This is a genomic window from Faecalibacterium hattorii (genome assembly GCF_003287455.1).
Lineage (GTDB): Bacteria > Bacillota > Clostridia > Oscillospirales > Ruminococcaceae > Faecalibacterium > Faecalibacterium hattorii.
Genome location: NZ_PRLC01000007.1, coordinates 1 through 18,950, shown reverse-complemented (window position 1 = coordinate 18,950; position 18,950 = coordinate 1). Strand labels below are relative to the sequence as shown.

Below are 18,950 nucleotides of genomic sequence, written 5' to 3'. Positions count from 1 at the left end.
TCCGAAAGAGGAAGCCGGGGCGGTTTTTTGCGCTCACGGAGGGGCAGATGAAAAACATAGTATGAATATATACCATATAAAAATGAATATATGCTAAAATTTCGGGAAAATACTTGCATTTTAGTTAAAATGGGTGTATTATGACACCTGCCGACGAAATGCCGACAATCAACAAGAGAGGGATCGATACTATTATGTCTTTGAAGAAGAAAATTGCTGCGGCTTTCATCGCCTGTGCGATGACGCTTGCCGTGGTTCCTTCTGCCTTCGCCTGCACGGCACTCTATGTCGGCAGCGACCTCACCGAGGACGGCACCACCATGTTTGGCCGGATCGAGGATCTGGGCACCAACGATTACAACAAGCTGTTCAACATCAGCCCCGCCGGGAAGCACACCGCGGGCGAGGTGTACGAGGGCTGCTACGGCTTTACCTACACCTTCACCCACGACAGCTACCGCTACACCGCCCGCCGGGACGACAACGGTCTGGGTGTCTGCCCGGACTGCGACAGCACCCACGAGCACACCCCCTATGAGGAGGCTGGCACCAACGAGAAGGGCGTCATGGTCTCTGCTACCGAGTCTCTCTACGGTACCGACGCCGTGCTGAGCGTAGACCCCTATGTGGACAACGGCATTGAAGAAGCCGAGATCACCACGGTGCTGCTGAGCGAAGCTTCCACGGCCCGCGAGGGTGTTGCCCTGCTGACCTCCATCTACGACAACGCCGGTGCAGCCGGCGGCTCCGGCGTGTTCATTGCCGACCAGAACGAGACCTGGTTCGTGGAGAACCTGACGGGCCACACCTACCTTGCCCTGAAGCTCTCCTCCAGCGTGGTCTTCATGCAGCCCAACATCGCCGCTATGGGCAAGATCGATCTGGATGACACCGACAACGTGGTGGCCTCCGCCAACCTGATCTCCGTAGCCCAGAAGGCCGGTACCTTTGTGGGCGACGCCGCTGCCAATGTCATCGATCTGGATGCCTCCTATAACGGCGACATCGCATCGGACCGCATGGCAGCCGGCCTGAACTACCTGTACGGCACCGACACCTTTACGAAGGACAACTACAGCGAGACCGACTTTGCTATCAGCAACGTCGGCGAGAACGGTGCCATCGTCCCGGTCTACTCCAACATCCAGCTGACCAAGAAGTTCTCGGTGGAGGATTCCATCCACTTCTTTCAGACCGAGCCCATCGGCAAGACGGGCAATGTGGAGACTCATCTGTTCCAGGTGAGCGCCACCGGCGATCTGAACACCGCCATTACCGAGTGGACCGCTTTTGATGACGACGTGTACAACGCCTTCGTCCCTTACTATCCGATGCTGACCACCGACACCGCAGATGTCTACAAGGTCTCGGTCCATAAAGTCACCCGTTCCGACGAGCAGCCCACCGAGGGCGTCTGGTATCAGGATGCCAAAGGCCGCTACTATACCTACCCGGACGACTGGACCGACTCCTTCTACGGCGTGCGTGACGCCCTCTCCAACCTGCTGACCTACGGCAGCAATGGCAATCAGGTCACCGCAAAGGATCGGACAGCAGCCAAGGCCAGCTATGCCGCGCTCCAGCAGGAGATCATGGCCGACTACGCCGATATGAAGGCCGCCGTTGCCGCCGCCGACACACTTGAGGCCAAGCAGGCTGCCGCCACCAACGCCAGCAATGCCATGAGCCAGAAGGTGTACAACACCACTCTGAAAATGTACAATAAGCTCCAGGCCAAGACGGCCGCCCGGGCATGGGTCAGCTCTCTGCTGCACTGAGGCTTTGCAGCGCCTGAGGCGTTTCCCATAAAACCGCAGCGCCCCCGGTTTCCATGACAGGAAGCCGGGGGCGTTTTGTGTATGACTGCTCCTTGCAAACGCCGCCCATTCGTTCTATATGACAAGGCAAACTGCCGGAATTCTATTTGCAGGAAGAAAATTTGGAGAAGATCATTGCGGAGATGGGGTAAAACACACTGGAAATTCACAAATAACGTATCATCGTTACTCCGAACGCTCTGCAATTTTGGCACCCGCCCCCGGCTGCGATCAAGAGCCCCCGCAAGGTTTTGCGTGAGGGCTTGAGAAAGCACCAATAAAGCGAACAAAGCCCCCCGGTTTCTGTGATAAGAAGCCGGAGGTTTTTTTGCGTCTTGTTTTGTGAACAGAAAGAAGGTACAATAATAACAAGTGACTCACATCTGCGAGGTGATACCATGCTGAACATCTACTTTGATGTATTCTCTGATATCGTAAACGTGCTGTTATTCAACGGAAAGCAAGTTCTAGGCGCAGATTCCAGATCGCGTATCTGAACCGTGAGCAGGTAGAGCTGTTCCAAAGCGATTTCAAGGTGGTTGCAGACTACTTTGTGCAGAAAAGAGAGAAAGGCGATTATGTGCCAAGTTCACAGGATCTGACGCATGTGCAGGAAACGCTTCAGTTGTTGAGCATCATGACGAATGACCACCGATTTGAAGACGCATATAATACCAGCACCGATGACAGGAAAGGAGGCCCACGCAATATGTGTGATGTGCTTGATAAAGTGGAAAGCAGAGGCATTGCAAAAGGCATTCGCCCCTTGGCTGTACCCCCCGCCAAGGGGCTTTTTCTGTCCGCCCATTTTCCTTTGATTTCCAGCAAAATGCCCAGTAGAATCCACCTGAAATTGTCAAATGAAACAAAAATCAAAAAGGGTATTGAATAAACTGTGACAAAATGGTAATATGAGCTTAACAAATCAGGCGAACAGAAAACGCCTGAATGGGTGCAGTGTGAAAACTATTTTGGAGGATACGATTATGAAAATGTTTAAGAAACTCATGGCCGTTGCGCTCGCTGGCGTTATGGCAATGGCAGTCCTGACCGGCTGTGGTTCTTCTCTGAATGAGAAAGAGGTTATTGCTGTTATTAACGACGCAATCAAGTCTCCTTTGGCAAAAGTCGTGGAAGATGAGACCGGTGAAAAGAACGTGGAGATCACTTTCAAGGCTGCTGATTCTGAGCTGAAGGATAAGACGAAGGCTGTTGCCGGCATCGTTGAAGAAAAGATTGGCGAGAAGGATACCATTGATACCATCCTGAAGGGCAAGAAGGATGCTATTCTTGATGCTCTGGCTGGCAAGGATCGCAAGGATACTAATATGTACCTTGTGAGCTATGCTACCAAGGTGAAATATGACAGCAAGCTGTTTAATACTCTGAACGAGGGTATTAATGCACTGGAGATTGCTCAGAATATTACGAAGAATGTGGTTATTCATGCCTCTACCGAAATTGGAGACTACGAGACTAAGGGCACTGGTATGATGGCTTTCCAAGATGTTACTGTCAATGGTAAGACCTATACCATCGTCGTGATGAAGGTTGATATGCAGAAGAAGGCAACCAAGTAATTGGTTTCTACAACAAATTGGGCATTGCATCACTGAATATACCCTTTGAACTGCACCAAATGACCCGTTGAATCAACGAAGCCCCGGAATGAGCTTTGCGGCCTCACTCCGGGGCTTTTTTGCGTAAAAAAGAAACGCCCAAAACAAGCCGAACGCTTGACAATTGGACGTAGGAAGGTTATACTACAAATAGAAAAGGCGCTGGCCCGCAAACGGCTAGCTCCTTACCGGTTTAGTCAAGAAAAAGATGACCGCTCACGGCTGGAACTATGAGGCGGTCATTTTTTCTTGTGTTCATCGCTGTGAGAAACGGTCCATGTGATCTGAAATGTAACGTACACTGCCCCGCCGATCAGGCTGAGCAGGAGAACGACCAGTTCAAGGGCGGTAAGCACTAAAAACAGGAAGCCCCTCGGTAGTAGCGATACCGGGGGGCTTCTTGTTTGCTTACGTGTCTCCATGGAGACTTATTTACATTCGTTAATTCTATTATATGCACTTGGGCCTAAAAGTCAAGCGCGGTTTCACATCTTGGCGGCTCCCTGCATAGCCTGTCGTAAACCTTGGGAGGGGGAGCGGGCATGGAGGAACAGAAACGGTTTGCGGTGATCGGCGGGGACGCGCGGCAAGCGGCGGCGGGCCGGGCGCTGGCGCGGGCGGGGTACGAAGTGTGCGGCGCGGAAGAGGTGGCACGAGCGGATTACATCCTGCTGCCGCTCCCGCTGGACGAGGCGCGGACGCCGCTTGCCGCGCTGCTGCGGGCGGCGAAGCCGGGGGCACTGGCGCTGGGCGGGAAGCTGTCGGCGGAGGCGCAGCAGATCGCGCGGGAGGCCGGGGTAGAGCTGGTGGATTACTTCACGCGGGAGGAGCTGACCGTGCGGAACGCCATCCCCACGGCGGAGGGGTGCATCGGCATTTTGCTGGCGCAGCGGTCCCAGACGCTCTGGGGCAGCGGCGTGCTGCTGGCCGGGTTCGGGCCGGTAGGGCAAGCACTGGGGGTGCGGCTGGCCGCGCTGGGCGCACAGGTGACGGTGGCCGCGCGGCGGGCCGGGCCGCGGGCGCTGGCCGAAAGTCTGGGGCTGCGCAGCATTCCGCTGGCGGCGGTGGCCGGGGCGGCCCCGGCATTTGATACGGTGGTGAACACCGTCCCCGCCCCGGTGCTGACCGAGCCGGTGCTGGCAGCCCTGCGGCCGGGGAGCCTGATCGTTGATCTGGCATCGCGGCCCGGTGGAACAGACTTTGCGGCGGCGCAGCGGCTGGGCCATACGGCGGTCCATGCGCTGAGTCTGCCCGCCGCCTGTGCGCCGGAAACGGCGGGTGGGTTTGTGGCGCAGACAGTCTGCGCGATGATACAGGAGCGGGAGGGGAGAGCATGAACACACCGCGAGGGCGGATCGCGTTTGCGGTCTGCGGGAGCTTTTGTACGCTGGGCACGGCCACGGCACAGGCCGGGCGGCTGGTGCGGCAGGGCTGGGAGCTGCTGCCGGTGATGAGCTTTGCAGCGTCCCGGCTGGACACCCGGTTCGGCACGGCGGCGGAATGGAAGGCGCGGCTGGAGGAGCTGACCGGGAACCCGGTGCTGGATACCCTGCAAGCCGTGGAGCCGCTGGGGCCGAAGCGGCTGGCTGAGGCGCTGGTCATTGCGCCCTGCACCGGAACGACACTGGCCCGGCTGGCGGTGGGCCTTTCCGACACGCCGGTGACGCTGGCGGCGAAAAGTCTGCTGCGGGTGGGGTGCCCGGTTTTGATCGCCGTCTCCACCAACGACGGACTGGGGGCATCGGGGGAGAACATCGCCCGGCTGCGCCAGCGCAAACATTACTATTTTGTGCCCTACGGGCAGGATGACCCGGCCGCGAAGCCGCAGAGCCTGAAGGCGGATTTCGCCCTGCTGCCCGCTGCGCTGGAAGCGGCGCTGGCCGGGCGGCAGATCCAGCCCCTGCTGCGGGAGAGGATCGGGGCGTGAAGGGGCGCATTTCTCTTTTCAGGCGGGGCAAAGTGTGGTATACTAAAACAGATTAAAGGAACAACGGAGTATACCAGATGAAAAAACAGATCACCGTGCTGTGCGCGGCCCTGCTGTGCCTGTTGGCGGCCTTTGCGCCCGGCGCGGCGGCGGCCCCGGCCCTGACGACCACCGAAGCTTACTGCATCATTGACGCGGACACCGGGCTGGTGCTGGCGCAGCAGAATATGGACGAGGAACTGCACCCGGCGTCGATCACCAAGGTGATGACGCTGGGCCTTGCCTGTGAAAAGGCGCAGGGCCAGTGGGACGGCGTGAAGCTGGCCGTCAGCCACGAGGACGTTTACTCGCTGGCGGGTACTGATTCCAGCCACATCGCATTGCAGGAAGGGGAGGAAGTTCCCCTGACGGATGCGCTGTACGCCACCATGATGGCCAGCGCCAACGACGGCGCGAACCTGCTGGCGGAATATTTCGGCGGCGGCACCATCGCCGACGGTGTGGCCGCGATGAACGCACAGGTAGCGGAGCTGGGCTTGCAGCACACCCACTTCGCGAACCCCCACGGCATCAGCGACGAGGACCACTACACCAGCTGCTACGATATGGCGCAGATCCTGCGCTGGGCGCTGACCCAGCCGGGCTTTGAGACCCTTTTCACCCGGAACGAGATGTACACGATGGCCCCCACCAACATCCAGCCCGTGACCCGGTACTTCCACCAGCAGGATAAGATGCGGGTGGGGTCCAGCCGGTACTATATCCCGGCCATTTTGGGCTCGAAGATCGGCTACACCAACATTGCCCGCTACAGCTATGTCTGTCTGGCGGAGCAGAACGGCGTCCGGCTCATCTGCGTGACCATGCAGAGCAACCTGAAGACCGACAAGTACAACGACGTCCGCACCCTGCTGGATCACGCCTTTGCGACCTTTACCGGCTACACCGACATCCCCGCGCAGGGGGTGACGGCCCAGATGGAGGTCGTGGGCGGCGGCAGCGCCATGGGTACTGTGACCGTCAGCGACCCCGGTGTGCGGCTGCTGTTGGCCGACGGCCTGACCGCCGACAATGTGTCGGTGAGCCTTGAACTGCCCGAACGCTATATTTTGGGGGTTGACCCGGAGGCTTACGCGGTGTATACCATTCAGGGCGGCGATGTGCAGGAATCCACCTCCGTCCGGGTCAAGGCGAACATCGAGGGGCTGGAAGAGGTCGTCGCGGCCAACGCGAACGTTCAGCTCCCCGCCTCCCGCAATATCAAGAAAACCGCGGGCGGCTTGCTCGCCATCTCTCTCGGTGCCACCGTGCTGGCGGCGGTGGTGGTGTTTGCAGTCATACGCATCCGAGCTAGGAGAAAACGTAAGCCGAGAAGTAAGCACTGACGATAGAGCGCAAGGCCCGGCTGCTGCCGGTATGCGCTCAGACTTGCCCGATATGCCAAGGGCTCCCACTTTGGGGGAGCTGGCACGCGAAGCGTGACGGAGAGGGCGAGCTATCTACCCTGCGCAAAAGCCCTTCGGGACTTTTCATATACAACAAAAAAATAATTCTTAAAAGAAAACAGAGAGGAAACGAAATATGGGCAAATTTACTTTTACGCAGACCGAGATCCCCGGTGTTGTGGTCATTGAGCCGCAGGTGTTCGGCGATGACCGCGGCTATTTCATGGAGACGTATCAGAAGGATCAGTTCGCAGAAGCCGGCATCGACAAAGAGTTCGTGCAGGACAACCAGAGCCGCTCCACCCGCGGCGTGCTGCGCGGTCTGCACTTCCAGAAGAACCACACGCAGGGCAAGCTGGTCCGCGTGACCAAGGGCGAAGTGTATGACGTCGCCGTGGACTGCCGCCCCCACAGCGCCACCTTCGGCAAGTGGGTGGGCGTGACCCTGTCCGAGGAGAACAAGAAGATGTTCTATATCCCCGAAGGCTTTGCCCACGGCTTCCTCGTGCTGAGCGATGTGGCGGAATTCTGCTACAAGTGCACCGACGTCTACGACCCCACCAGCGAGGGCGGCATCCCCTACGATGACCCCACCGTCAACGTTCAGTGGCCGGACTGCGGCTGCGAGCACAAGACCAGCGCCAAGGACAAACTGCATGAGTCCTTTGCAGCCCAGAAGTTCGAATTCTTTGAAAAGTGGTGATCGCCTGTGGCAAAACTGAAAGGAATGCTCAACGGCTTTTGGCGGTACCGCTATCTGCTGTGGAACCTCGTCAGCCGTGACTTCAAGCTCAAATACCGCCGCAGCGTGCTGGGCGTGGTGTGGAGCGTGCTGAACCCGCTGCTGATGTGCCTTGTGTACTGGGCCGTGTTCAGCAGCCTGATGGATATGCGGGGCAGCGGCATCGACAACTTCCCGGTCTTCCTGATGTGCGGCCAGCTGCTGTTCAACTTCTTCAACGAGGCCACCTCAGCCAGCATGTCCAGCGTGCTCAGCGCCGCGCCCCTGCTGAAAAAAGTGTATATCCCCAAGTATATCTTCCCGCTGGAAAAGTGCTGCTTCGCCATGGTGAACTGCGTGTTCAGCTTTGTGGCCCTGCTGTTGGTGATGATCTTCACCGGGGCACCGTTCCACCTGACGATCCTTGAGGCGCTCTACCCGCTGGTGACCCTCTTCTTCTTCAGCCTCGGCGTCGGGCTTTTCCTCGCGGCGGCAACGGTCTTCTTCCGGGATATCATGCACATCTGGAGCGTCTTCACCACGGCGCTGCTCTACTTCTCCGCCATCTTCTACGACCCCACCCAGATGACCTTCTCCATCGGCGGCTTCAACATGCAGCAGATCATCAAGCTGAACCCGATGTATTGGTATATCACCGGTTTCCGCCGCACCCTGATGTGGGGCATCCCGCTGGACTTCAACATGTTCGCGGTCTGCGGCATCTGCGCGGTGCTGTCCATGGTGGTGGGCGTCTGGATGTTCCGCAAAACGCAGGATCGCTTCGTGCTGCACATTTAAGGAGGGGACAAAATGGAACCGATCATCAAAGTGGACAATGTTTCCATGTGCTTCAACCTCTCCACCGAAAAGCACGAGAGCTTGAAAGAATACCTGCTGGCCATGGTGCAGGGCCGTCTGCAATACGACGAGTTCTACGCCCTGAAAAACGTCAGCCTTGACATCATGCCCGGCGATTTTTACGGCCTTGTGGGCCTGAACGGTTCGGGCAAGTCTACCCTGCTCAAGACCATTGCGGGCGTGTACAAGCCCTCCAAGGGCAAGGTGACCGTCAACGGCACCATCGCCCCGCTCATCGAGCTGGGCGCGGGCTTCGATATGGATCTGACCGCCCGCGAGAACATCTACCTGAACGGCACGGTGCTGGGCTTCTCGCCCAAGTACCTCGACGAAAAATTTGACGAGATCGTGGAGTTCAGCGAACTGCAGAACTTCCTCGACGTCCCGCTCAAGAACTACTCCTCCGGCATGGTGGCCCGCATTGGCTTTGCCATTGCCACCATCACCAAGCCCGACATCCTGATCGCGGACGAGGTGCTGTCGGTGGGCGACTTCCTCTTCCAGCAGAAGTGCGAAAAGCGGATGCAGGAGCTGATGGCGGGCGGTACTACGGTCATTCTGGTGTCCCACTCCATCGAGCAGATCGAGCGGATGTGCAGCAAGGTGGCATGGCTGAGCCACGGCCACCTGAAGATGAACGGCGACACCAAGACGGTCTGCGACGCTTACAAGGCGACCCAGCGCGGCGAGGCATGAGATGAATGTACGACTGAAACGCGCCAAGGAGCTGGCGGGCTATGCTGTCCAACTGACGAAAGATGAGGGCCTCGGCACCATGCTGGCGCGGGGGGCCGGTTTCGTCAAGCGCCGGTGCTTCGGCAAAAAGGCCCGGTATCTGCCCACGAAAAAGGTGCTGGAAGCCCAAAGGGCCGAACTGGCCGGGCAGACGGCGGACTCCTGCGGGCTGCCCACCATCTCGATCTTGACCCCGCTGTACAATACGCCGGAACCATACCTGCGGGAATTTCTGAATTCTTTTGTGGATCAGACGGCTCCCAACGGTCAGCTCTGCCTTGCCGATGCGTCCGACGCGGAACACGATGCCGTAAAACGGATCGTGGAGGAATATCAGGCGAAGAATCAACGCATCGTATACAAAAAGATTGAAAACAAGGGCATTGCGGCGAACACCAATGCTGCTGCTTCCCTTGCCACCGGGGACTATCTGGCCCTTGCGGACCACGACGACATTCTGGCGCCCCACGCGATGTACACGATGGGCAAGGCCATCCTGCAATTGCGGGAGCGGGGGGAGCCGGATGGCTTCCTTTACAGCGATGAAGCACTCTTCTCCAAGAGCATCCAGCGGCCCATCGTAGCGCACTTCAAGCCGGACTATGCGCCGGATTACCTGCTCTGCTGCAACTACATCTGCCATTTGGCCGTGTTCCAAAAGGCCCTGTGGGATGCCGTGGGCGGCGAGCGGCCGGAGTGCGATGGCAGTCAGGACCACGACCTCTTCCTCCGCCTCATCGAGCAGGTGGGCGGCGCGGCCCATGTGCCGCAGGTACTCTATTATTGGCGGGTCCATGCGGGGTCTACTTCCGGCGGCACCGAGGCCAAGCCCTATGTGGCAGCAGCAGCCAAAAAGGCACTGGCCGACCACTTGGCCCGCACCGGCCGCACCGGTACGGTGGAGGACGGCCTCTTCCCCAGCACTTACCGGGTGAAGTGGGACATCGAGGGCGACCCGAAGGTGAGCATCCTCATCCCCAACAAGGACCACACCGATGACCTCGAAAAGTGTCTGCAAAGCATCTGGAAAAAGACGACGTGGGACAACTACGAGATCATCGTCATCGAGAACAACTCCACTGACCCGGCCACCTTTGCCTACTACGAGAAGGCGAAACAGCGATACGACGGCCTGAAGGTGGTCACCTACCCGGAAAAGGGCTTCAACTTCTCCGGCATCAACAACTTTGGCCGGAAAGCGGCAGCGGGGGATTACCTGCTGCTGCTGAACAACGATGTGGAAGTCCGCAACGGGGATTGGCTGACGGAGCTGCTGCGGCAGTGCGCCCACAAGGGCGGTGCGGCCATCTGCGGGGCCATGCTCTACTACCCGGACGAGACGCTCCAGCATGCGGGCGTCATCACGGGCCTTGGGGGCTACGCGGGCCACAGCCACAAGTATAAGCAGAAGGGCGGCAGCGGCTATCTGTTCCGCATCGCCACCGTGCAGGACTTCTCGGCGGTAACGGGGGCCTGTCTGCTGGTCAAGGCCAGTGTCTACGACGAAGTGGGCGGGCTGGATGAACAGTTCGCCGTGGCGTTCAACGACGTGGACTTCTGTCTGCGGGTGCGGGATGCGGGCTGCCGCATCGCATGGACCCCCTACGCCGAGCTGACCCACTACGAGAGCAAGAGCCGCGGCGGCGACGAAAAAGATCCCGCCAAGGCGGCCCGCTTTGCCGCCGAACAGCAGCGGCTCTATGCCATCCACGGGAAGGAAAACATCCTCGACGACCCCTACTACAACCCCAACCTGACCCGCGACCGGGAGGATTTTTCGGAGAGCGACGATCTGCGCGGGCTGAAAGCGGGGAAAGTGACAGTGCGTTTTCGCGGAGGCGAAGCATGAACATCCTAGGCCATTTTGAGACCATCACCCGCCACAAGCTGCTGGTGATGAAATACTGCTTTGAATGCGGCCTGTACGAGCAGGGCTTGGCCCACGACCTGAGCAAATACAGCCCCACGGAGTTCATCCCCGGCTGCATCTACTATCAGGGCGACCACAGCCCCAACGAGGCCGAGCGGGATGCCAAGGGCTACTCCTCGGCGTGGCTCCACCACAAGGGCCGGAACAAGCACCACCTCGAATACTGGATCGACTACAGCTCCAATAAATCCGGCATGACCGGCATGAAGATGCCGCTGCGGTATGTCTGCGAGATGATCTGCGACCGGGTGGCGGCCAGCCAGATCTATCTGGGCGAAAAATACACCGATGCCTCCCCGTGGGAATACTACGAGCACAGCAAGGATCATTACATGCTCCACCCGGAGACCCGTGCCCTGCTGGAAAAGCTGCTGAAAATGGTACGCGACCTTGGGCAGGAGCGGACCTTCGCCTACATGAAATTATTACTGGGCTGCTCGGATACCTACTGAGAACAAAAGGAGCTGCTGCACATTCGGCGAAACGATGTGCAGCAGCCCCTTTTTGTTTCTTGAGATCAGTCCAAGGTGACGGGTGCCTCCGGTTTGTTGGCGGTACGGGCGCTGGTACGGCCTTCCGGTTCGATCTCACCGGCGGCGGTCAGGCTGAACTTGGTCAGGGTCGGGCCGACCAGCTCATACACGAGCACTGAGAAAAGCACGACGTTCCGCACCATGTGGCCGTCGGAAAGTTCGGCGGCTTCGGCTGCCATGCCCAGCGCCACACCGGCCTGCGGCAGCAGCGTGATGCCAAGATACTTCTGGATCCTCTCGCTGCAGTGGGTGGCGCGGCAGCTCACGTAGGAGCCGCTGATCTTGCCCAGCGAGCGGGAGGTGATGTACACCACGCCGATGAGGAGCACCAGCGGGTTCGACAGGATGTTCAGGTCCAGCTCTGCGCCGCTGAGGACGAAGAAAAGGATGTTCACCGGCGACACCCAGCGGTCGAGGCGGTCCATCAGCTCATCGGAAGTGGGGCAGATGTTGCAGAAGACGGTGCCCGTCATCATGCAGACCAGCAGCAGAGAGAAGCTGCAGTGCACCGGCCCGATCTGGAAGGAGAGCATCGAGAGGCCCACCGTCAGCAGGACAAAGGCGACGGAGAGGCTCATGCGCTTGGAGCGGGAGTGGAAGTAGACTTCCAGCTGGTTGAGCACAAAACCGGCCAGCGCACCCAGCCCCAGTGAGATGACGATCTCCACCAGCGGCTCGACGATGACGCTGAGGGGGTCGATGCGGCCCTGCTCCAGCGCGTTCGCCACGCCGAAGGAAGCCGAAAAGAGCACCAGACCCACGGCGTCGTCGATGGCAACAACATTTCACAAGGCTCAACTCTGAAGTTTTCTTAACGAGCTTGTATCCAAACGAAAACCGGGCAGCTGGATGTGACCCAGCTGCCCGGTTCGGCAACATTATTCCAAAAGAAACAACAAGTTTTATTTTAGTTGAATTTGAAGAGCTTCTGCGCGATGCGGTAGCAGCCGATGACGATGGTATCCCCCTTGGGGAAGTTGAGGTTGGTCACGCCGCCGAAGCCGTAGCGGATGGAGTGGAAGACGGCGGGGCTGGTGTGGGCCTTGAGGTAGCTCCACAGGTCGGCCTTCTTGGCCTTGGCCTCGGCGCTGCCGTCCAGCAGCAGGAAGATATCGCTGACGGCCATCATCATGGACAGGTAGTGCAGCATGTAGCTGCGCAGACGCTTCTCGTTCTTGAGGGCGTCGAGGTCCTGACAATCGATCATGTGCTTGGTGACACGGAGCTGCTGGTCTACACGCTTGACCATGACGCTCTCGTTCACGCTCTGGTCGGAGCGGCCGATGAAGTAGCGGTAGAGGTCAAGGTTCATGTAGTACATGCTCTTGACGTAGGGCAGCGGCTGGTAGACGAAGATGTTGTCCACATAGAAGGTGTGCTTGGGCAGCACCATGCCGCAGTCCCGCAGCACCTGCGTGCGGTAGATGACCGAGTGCATCAGCAGGTTCTGGTCCGGGCGGAAATGGCCCACGTGCATCCAAGTGAAGAGCCGGTTCTCCGGGAAGACGTTGGTGTAGCGGACGGTGTGGCTGGTGTTGTCCTCCACATGCTCGTACACATAGTTGCAGATCATCAGGTCGGGGGCGGTGCCGCGGGCCGCGAGGGTCTGCAGCTTGGCCAGCACGGTCTTGAGGGCGGCGGTGTCGAGCCAGTCGTCGCTGTCCACGACCTTGTAGTACAGGCCGGTGGCGTTCCGGATGCCCTGATTGACGCCCTCGCCGTGGCCGCCGTTCTCCTGATGGATGGCCTTGACGATGGTGGGGTACTTCTCGGCATATTCGTCGCAGATGGCGGGGGTCTCGTCCTTGACGGAACCGTCGTCCACGAGGATGATCTCGGCCTGTTCTCCGGCGGAGAGCAGGGTCTCGATGCAGTGACGCATATAAGCGGCAGAATTATAGCAGGGGACTGCAAATGTGATCAATTTCTGCATGGTTTAAAATGCTCCTTTTTCGTTGGGTCCGGCACAAAAAACAGCCGGGATGGAGATATGTAGTCTCATTATATCATTTTCGCGCCTGAAAAGCTATCAATTGTAAAAAAATCCTTGTGACATTTCGTTCGTTTTGCCAAAAAGGAGGCCCTCCGGCGCGCAAACCGGCGTTTTTTGTGGTATACTGGTAAGGCTCCAAAGGCAGTGCTCATCTATTATAACGGAGGAACTCATGGAAAACCCGCATTCGATCTTAAAAAAAGTGTTCGGCTATGACGGCTTCCGCCCCGGACAGGAGCAGATCGTCTCCCGGCTGCTGGCCGGGCAGGACGTTCTGGCCGTGATGCCCACCGGTGCGGGCAAGTCCATCTGCTATCAGGTGCCTGCGCTGCTGCTGCCGGGCATCACCATCGTGGTGTCGCCGCTGGTCAGCCTGATGAAAGATCAGGTGGGGGCGCTGGTACAGGCCGGCGTGGCGGCGGCGTTCCTGAACAACAGCCTGACCGATCACCAGAAGGCCCTGATGCTCCGCCGTGCGCGGGAGGGCTGGTATAAGATCATCTATGTGGCCCCGGAGCGGTTGGAGATGCCGGGCTTCCAGCGGTTTGCGCAGGAGCGGGAGATCAGTATGGTGACAGTGGACGAGGCCCACTGCATCAGCCAGTGGGGGCAGGACTTCCGCCCCAGCTACCTCCGCATCAAAGAGTTCGTGGAGACCCTGCCCAAGCGCCCGGTCATCGGAGCCTTCACGGCCACGGCCACCGCCCATGTCCGGGACGACATCCGCAGCCATCTGGATCTCCACGACCCCTATGAGGTCATCACCAGCTTCGACCGCCCGAATCTCTACTTCGGCACCCGCCGGGCCCTGCCCAGCGAAAAGCCGCGGGTCCTGCTGGATTTGGTGCTCAAAGAGCGGGACAACGCGGGCATCATCTATTGCAGCACTACCAAGCAGGTGGACGAGACGACCCGTCTGCTTCAGAGCCGGGGCATCCGGGCGGCGGCGTATCACGCCAAGCTCGACCCGGAGACCCGGCGGAAAAATCAGGACGATTTCCTTTACGACCGGGTGCAGATCATGGTGGCCACCAACGCCTTTGGCATGGGCATCGACAAGCCCAACGTCCGGTTCGTCATTCATTACAATATGCCCAAGGATCTGGAAAGTTACTATCAGGAGGCGGGCCGCGCGGGCCGCGACGGGGAACCGGCTCGCTGCACCCTGCTCTACTCCGGCACCGACGTGCGGACCATCCGCTTCTTCATCGACAAGGAGATGGAAGCGGACAACGGCCTCCCGGCGGACGTCAAAGCCGAAGCGGCCCGCAAAGCCGAGGAACGGCTCAAGTACATGACCTTCTATTCCACGACGCCGCGCTGTCTGCGGAGCTTTCTGCTCAACTACTTCGGCGAGGCTGCGGCCCCCAGATGCGGCAACTGCTCCAACTGCCGGATGTCGGAACAGGCCGCCGAGGAGATGCAGCAGCAAGCCGCACAGGCCAAGGAGCGCGCCGCCGCCAGCGCCAAGCGTCTGGCCGGTGCCCGCCGCCGCGCAGCCGATGCCGAACCGCTGAGCGAAGCCGACGAAAAGCTGCTGGCCGGGCTGTATGCCCTGCGCAAGCGGCTGGCCGCGAAGCAGAAGGTGCCCGCTTATATGATCTTCAACGACGCCACCCTCCGCGAGATGACGCAGAAGAAGCCCCTCAGCCTCGACGAGCTGCTGAACATCACGGGCGTGGGCGAAAAGAAAGCCGCCCACTATGGCCGGGACTTCCTCCGCATCATCGAGGACGCGGTGGAGTCACGATAAACGAAAAGCGTTCTGGTTTCCACATTGCCCTGCCGGGCGGTGGAAACCAGAACGCTTTGTTGTTACATCGTATGCGTGGCGAAGACCTTCTCATCCTCCCACCAGACCGGCTGCCCGGCGGCAAGAGATTTGGGCACATCCAGCAGACGCTGATTGGAGCTGCCGCGGAAGCGCAGGGAGATATCGTGCTTTGCCTCGAGGAAGCGGCCGTCTACGAGGACGTCCAGCAGGGCCAGCAGCTCGTCGGTGACTTCGCACCGGGCGGGACAAGGGTCCTTGCCGGTGAGCTGCTCCCACGTATAGCCGGAGTAGCACCAAATGGTCTTGTTTGGGTAGAGGGCTTTGAAATTCCGGACGAAGGGGAGAAGTTCCCGCTGGTTTTCCGGCTCCATGGGCTCGCCGCCCAGAAGGCTCAGCCCGGTGATGTAGGCGGGCTGGCAGGAGGCGAAGACCTCGTTGCGGATGGCCTTGTCGAAGGGCTTGCCATAGCCGAAATCCCATGCCACCTCGTTGAAGCAGCCGGGGCAGTGGTGGCGGCACCCAGAGACGAACACACTCGTCCGCACGCCGGGGCCGTTGGCGATGTCATAGTATTTAATGGTAGCGTAATTCATGGTAAATATCAGAAAATTGACTCCTTCCGTCATCGCTTGCGCGATGCGCCTGAGAAGGTCACAGGTGTAAAACGCGGTCCTTGATCTCCTGCGTGCGGCCCTGATTCCAGAACTGAGTGCCGATGTAACCGCAGGTGCGGCGGGCGACGTTCAGCTTATTCTGGTCGCGGTTGCCGCACTTGGGGCACTCCCACACCAGCTTGCCGTCGTCCTCAACGATCTTGATCTCGCCGTCGTAGCCGCAGCACTGGCAGTAGTCGGACTTCGTGTTCAACTCGGCGTACATGATGTTGTCGTAGATGAACTGCAGCACGCTTATGACGGCTTCCAGATTGTCCTGCATGTTGGGTACTTCCACATAGCTGATGGCGCCGCCCGGCGACAGCCTCTGGAACTCGCTCTCGAACTTCAGCTTGGTGAAGGCATCGATGGGCTCGGACACATGGACATGGTAGCTGTTGGTGATATAGTTCTTGTCGGTGATGCCGGGCACGATGCCAAACCGCTTCTGGAGACACTTGGCGAACTTGTAGGTCGTGGATTCCAGCGGGGTGCCGTAGAGGGAGTAGTCGATGTTCTCAGCCTTCTTCCACTCATTGCACTTGTCGTTCATGTGCTGCATCACGCTCAGGGCAAAGGGCTTGGCACCGGCGTCGGTGTGGCTGCGGCCGGTCATATACTTGACGCACTCATACAGGCCGGCATAGCCGAGGCTGATGGTGGAGTAGCCGCCGAAGAGCAGCTTGTCGATCTTCTCGCCCTTCTTCAGACGGGCCAGCGCGCCGTACTGCCACAGGATCGGGGCAGCGTCGCTGGGGGTGCCCAGCAGCCGCTTGTGGCGTGCCTGAAGGGCACGATGGCAGAGGGCCAGACGCTCGTCGAAGATCTTCCAGAACTTCTCAAAGTTGCCACCGGAGGACAGGGCCACATCCACCAAGTTGATGGTGACGACGCCCTGATTGAAGCGGCCGTAATACTTGGGCTTGCCGGTCTCCGGGTCCACATACGGGGTCAGGAAGCTGCGGCAGCCCATGCAGGTATAGCAATGGCCCTCGCCATTTTTGTCGATCTTCATCTCCAGCATTTTCTTCTCGGAGATGTAGTCGGGCACCATCCGCTTGGCGGTGCACTTGGCGGCCAGTTCGGTCAGGTAGTAATACGGGGTGCCGGGGCGGATGTTGTCCTCTTCCAGCACATAGATCAGCTTCGGGAAGGCCGGGGTGATCCAAACGCCCGCCTCATTCTTGACGCCCTGATACCGCTGGCGGATGGTCTCCTCGATGATGATGGCAAGGTCGGCCTTCTCCTGCGCGTTCCGGGCCTCTCCCAGATACATGAAGACGGTGATGAACGGAGCCTGACCGTTGGTGGTCATCAGGGTGACGACCTGATACTGGATGGTCTGGACGCCGCGGTTGATCTCGTTGCGCAGACGGCGCTCGACGATGGCCTTCTTCCGCTCGGCGGAGACGTTCAGGCCCTCCATCTCGGTCTCGACCTCGGCGGCAATCTTCTTGCGGGAGACATCCACGAAGGGGGCGAGGTGAGTCAGGCTGATGCTCTGGCCGCCGTACTGGTTGGACGCCACCTGTGCGATGATCTGGGTCGCAATGTTGCAGGCGGTGGAAAAGCTGTGGGGCTTTTCAATATAAGTGCCGGAGATGACGGTGCCGTTCTGGAGCATATCTTCCAGATTGACCAGATCGCAGTTGTGCATGTGCTGGGCAAAGTAATCGGAATCGTGGAAGTGGATCAGGCCCTCCTGATGGGCCTTGACGATCTCCGGGTCCAGCAGCAGACGGGCGGTCAGGTCCTTGGAGATCTCGCCGGCCATGTAGTCACGCTGAACGCTGTTCACGGTGGGGTTCTTGTTGGCGTTCTCCTGCTTGACCTCTTCGTTCTGGCACTCGATCAGGCTCAGGATGCGCTCGTCGGTGGTGTTGGTCTGGCGCTTCAGGCTCTGGACATACCGATAGGTGATGTAGTGGCGGGCAATGTCGTGGGCCTTCATGTCCATCAACTTGTTCTCCACCATATCCTGAATCTCTTCCACGCTGACCGCGCGATTCAGGGACTGGCACTGGTCCGTGACCTCCGCAGCGATCTGGGTGATCTGCTCGCGGGTCAGGCGGCTCTTGCCGCTTACGGAATCGCTGGCTTTGGTAACAGCGGTGATGATCTTGGTAATATCGAAAGGAACCTCCGAGCCGTTGCGCTTGATGATCTTCATGGCTTTCCTCCATCTTTTTATCGGGTTGCACTCTTTGCCGCAGTTCAAACGGGCGTCCCCTTTTTGCCAGAGCCGCCCGCAAAATGCCGTAGAATCAATTCGTTTGAATGTGCTTCTATCATATCACTATTTAGTGATATGTCAATGGATAGACCACTACATTTTGTGTTTCGGAAGTTTGACCAAAAATACGGAGAGATTTTCGGGGCAAAATTTGAACGCAAAGGTCTTGACAAGCAGTGCAGGGATAGTATCCGCATTCCGGCTCGTAATATCCGCTGGCATCTATACGGAGCTCTTATATTATTACATTATATAGGGACAGAACAGAAAGAAAAGCCCCGGAGAAGACCTTGTATCCAAGCTTGTCAAAGAGAGTGTTGAAAAGGAACAAAAAACTAGCAAAAAGAGACAAAGCGAAAAAAGAGGGCAAAAAAGTTGAAAAAAGGGGTTGCCAAACGGGCGGGCATGTGGTATTATACTTGAGCGCCAAGCGCTGAGGCAAAAGAATGACTTCCGAAGTCTCAGTGAGAAGCTGAAGAAAAGAACCAATAGACGTCAAGAAACACCAAAGAGATTTGAGAGGTTTCGAGGCGCTCCAAGTTCAGAAAGTTCGACAGCTTCGAAAAAAAGAGCTTGACAAAAAATCACTTCTGTGATAAAATAATCAAGTCGTCAGCCGAAAGGCTGAGGCGCTCACAGGACCTTGAAAATTGAACAATATCGAAAAACTTGTAACGGAACCTATTTTCGTGTTGGAAAAACACGGTAAACA

General features: G+C 58.4%; 16 protein-coding genes. 12 read left to right on the top strand and 4 right to left on the bottom strand.

The window, feature by feature from the left end; all coding sequences use genetic code 11:
* Nucleotides 1-194 precede the first annotated feature (194 nt).
* The 11 genes from C4N23_RS06105 to C4N23_RS06050 all read left to right on the top strand — a co-directional run bounded on the left by C4N23_RS06105 (nucleotide 195) and on the right by C4N23_RS06050 (nucleotide 11,504).
* Nucleotides 195-1,778: a C69 family dipeptidase gene (locus C4N23_RS06105; protein WP_242983741.1), complete on the top strand. Its 1,584-nt coding sequence runs from the start codon at nucleotides 195-197 to the stop codon at nucleotides 1,776-1,778.
* A gap of 574 nt (nucleotides 1,779-2,352) precedes the next feature.
* Entirely contained in the window at nucleotides 2,353-2,709 is a 357-nt protein-coding gene (locus tag C4N23_RS14200) for a hypothetical protein (protein WP_242983740.1), read from the top strand.
* Nucleotides 2,710-2,803: 94 nt separating this feature from the next.
* Entirely contained in the window at nucleotides 2,804-3,397 is a 594-nt protein-coding gene (locus C4N23_RS06095) for a hypothetical protein (RefSeq protein ID WP_112144800.1), read from the top strand.
* A 581-nt stretch (nucleotides 3,398-3,978) separates the two neighbouring features.
* On the top strand, nucleotides 3,979-4,773 hold the full coding sequence (locus C4N23_RS06085) for a dipicolinate synthase subunit DpsA (protein ID WP_112144796.1): 795 nt from the start codon (nucleotides 3,979-3,981) through the stop codon (nucleotides 4,771-4,773).
* Nucleotides 4,770-5,363 carry a dipicolinate synthase subunit B gene (locus tag C4N23_RS06080; RefSeq protein WP_055191543.1) on the top strand — a complete coding sequence of 198 codons (594 nt, stop codon included), beginning with the start codon at nucleotides 4,770-4,772 and terminating at the stop codon, nucleotides 5,361-5,363. The genes C4N23_RS06085 and C4N23_RS06080 overlap by 4 nt, the downstream gene beginning before the upstream one ends.
* Nucleotides 5,364-5,440: 77 nt before the next feature.
* Complete coding sequence (locus C4N23_RS06075; RefSeq protein WP_112144794.1) at nucleotides 5,441-6,748, top strand: D-alanyl-D-alanine carboxypeptidase family protein; 1,308 nt, start codon at nucleotides 5,441-5,443, stop codon at nucleotides 6,746-6,748.
* 196 nt (nucleotides 6,749-6,944) lie between these two features.
* Complete coding sequence (gene rfbC / locus C4N23_RS06070) at nucleotides 6,945-7,511, top strand: dTDP-4-dehydrorhamnose 3,5-epimerase (protein WP_055191547.1); 567 nt, start codon at nucleotides 6,945-6,947, stop codon at nucleotides 7,509-7,511.
* A 6-nt stretch (nucleotides 7,512-7,517) separates the two neighbouring features.
* Nucleotides 7,518-8,327, top strand: a complete 810-nt coding sequence (locus C4N23_RS06065) for an ABC transporter permease (protein ID WP_242852837.1) — start codon at nucleotides 7,518-7,520, stop codon at nucleotides 8,325-8,327.
* 12 nt (nucleotides 8,328-8,339) lie between these two features.
* Nucleotides 8,340-9,083, top strand: coding sequence for an ABC transporter ATP-binding protein (locus C4N23_RS06060; protein ID WP_112144792.1), 744 nt, complete (start codon nucleotides 8,340-8,342; stop codon nucleotides 9,081-9,083).
* Between the two features lies 1 nt (nucleotide 9,084).
* Nucleotides 9,085-10,971 (top strand): glycosyltransferase family 2 protein, encoded by a 1,887-nt coding sequence (locus C4N23_RS06055; protein ID WP_112144790.1) that lies wholly within the window; start codon nucleotides 9,085-9,087, stop codon nucleotides 10,969-10,971.
* Entirely contained in the window at nucleotides 10,968-11,504 is a 537-nt protein-coding gene (locus C4N23_RS06050) for a DUF5662 family protein (RefSeq protein WP_097839067.1), read from the top strand. The genes C4N23_RS06055 and C4N23_RS06050 overlap by 4 nt, the downstream gene beginning before the upstream one ends.
* A gap of 65 nt (nucleotides 11,505-11,569) precedes the next feature.
* Here C4N23_RS06050 and C4N23_RS06045 read toward each other — a convergent pair whose 3' ends face one another.
* Complete coding sequence (locus C4N23_RS06045) at nucleotides 11,570-12,346, bottom strand: cation:proton antiporter domain-containing protein (protein WP_242983739.1); 777 nt, start codon at nucleotides 12,344-12,346, stop codon at nucleotides 11,570-11,572.
* A 146-nt stretch (nucleotides 12,347-12,492) separates the two neighbouring features.
* A complete protein-coding gene (locus C4N23_RS06040) occupies nucleotides 12,493-13,518 on the bottom strand; it encodes a glycosyltransferase family 2 protein (protein WP_112144788.1) in 1,026 nt (341 codons plus the stop codon).
* Nucleotides 13,519-13,750: 232 nt separating this feature from the next.
* On the opposite strand from C4N23_RS06040, the gene C4N23_RS06035 reads away from it, so the two are divergent.
* A complete protein-coding gene (locus tag C4N23_RS06035) occupies nucleotides 13,751-15,331 on the top strand; it encodes a RecQ family ATP-dependent DNA helicase (protein WP_112144786.1) in 1,581 nt (526 codons plus the stop codon).
* Nucleotides 15,332-15,393: 62 nt separating this feature from the next.
* Here the strand turns inward: C4N23_RS06035 and nrdG are convergent, their stop codons facing one another.
* Complete coding sequence (gene nrdG / locus C4N23_RS06030) at nucleotides 15,394-15,945, bottom strand: anaerobic ribonucleoside-triphosphate reductase activating protein (RefSeq protein ID WP_112144783.1); 552 nt, start codon at nucleotides 15,943-15,945, stop codon at nucleotides 15,394-15,396.
* 58 nt (nucleotides 15,946-16,003) lie between these two features.
* Entirely contained in the window at nucleotides 16,004-18,175 is a 2,172-nt protein-coding gene (nrdD, locus tag C4N23_RS06025; RefSeq protein ID WP_055191564.1) for an anaerobic ribonucleoside-triphosphate reductase, read from the bottom strand.
* Nucleotides 18,176-18,950: the final 775 nt, after the last annotated feature.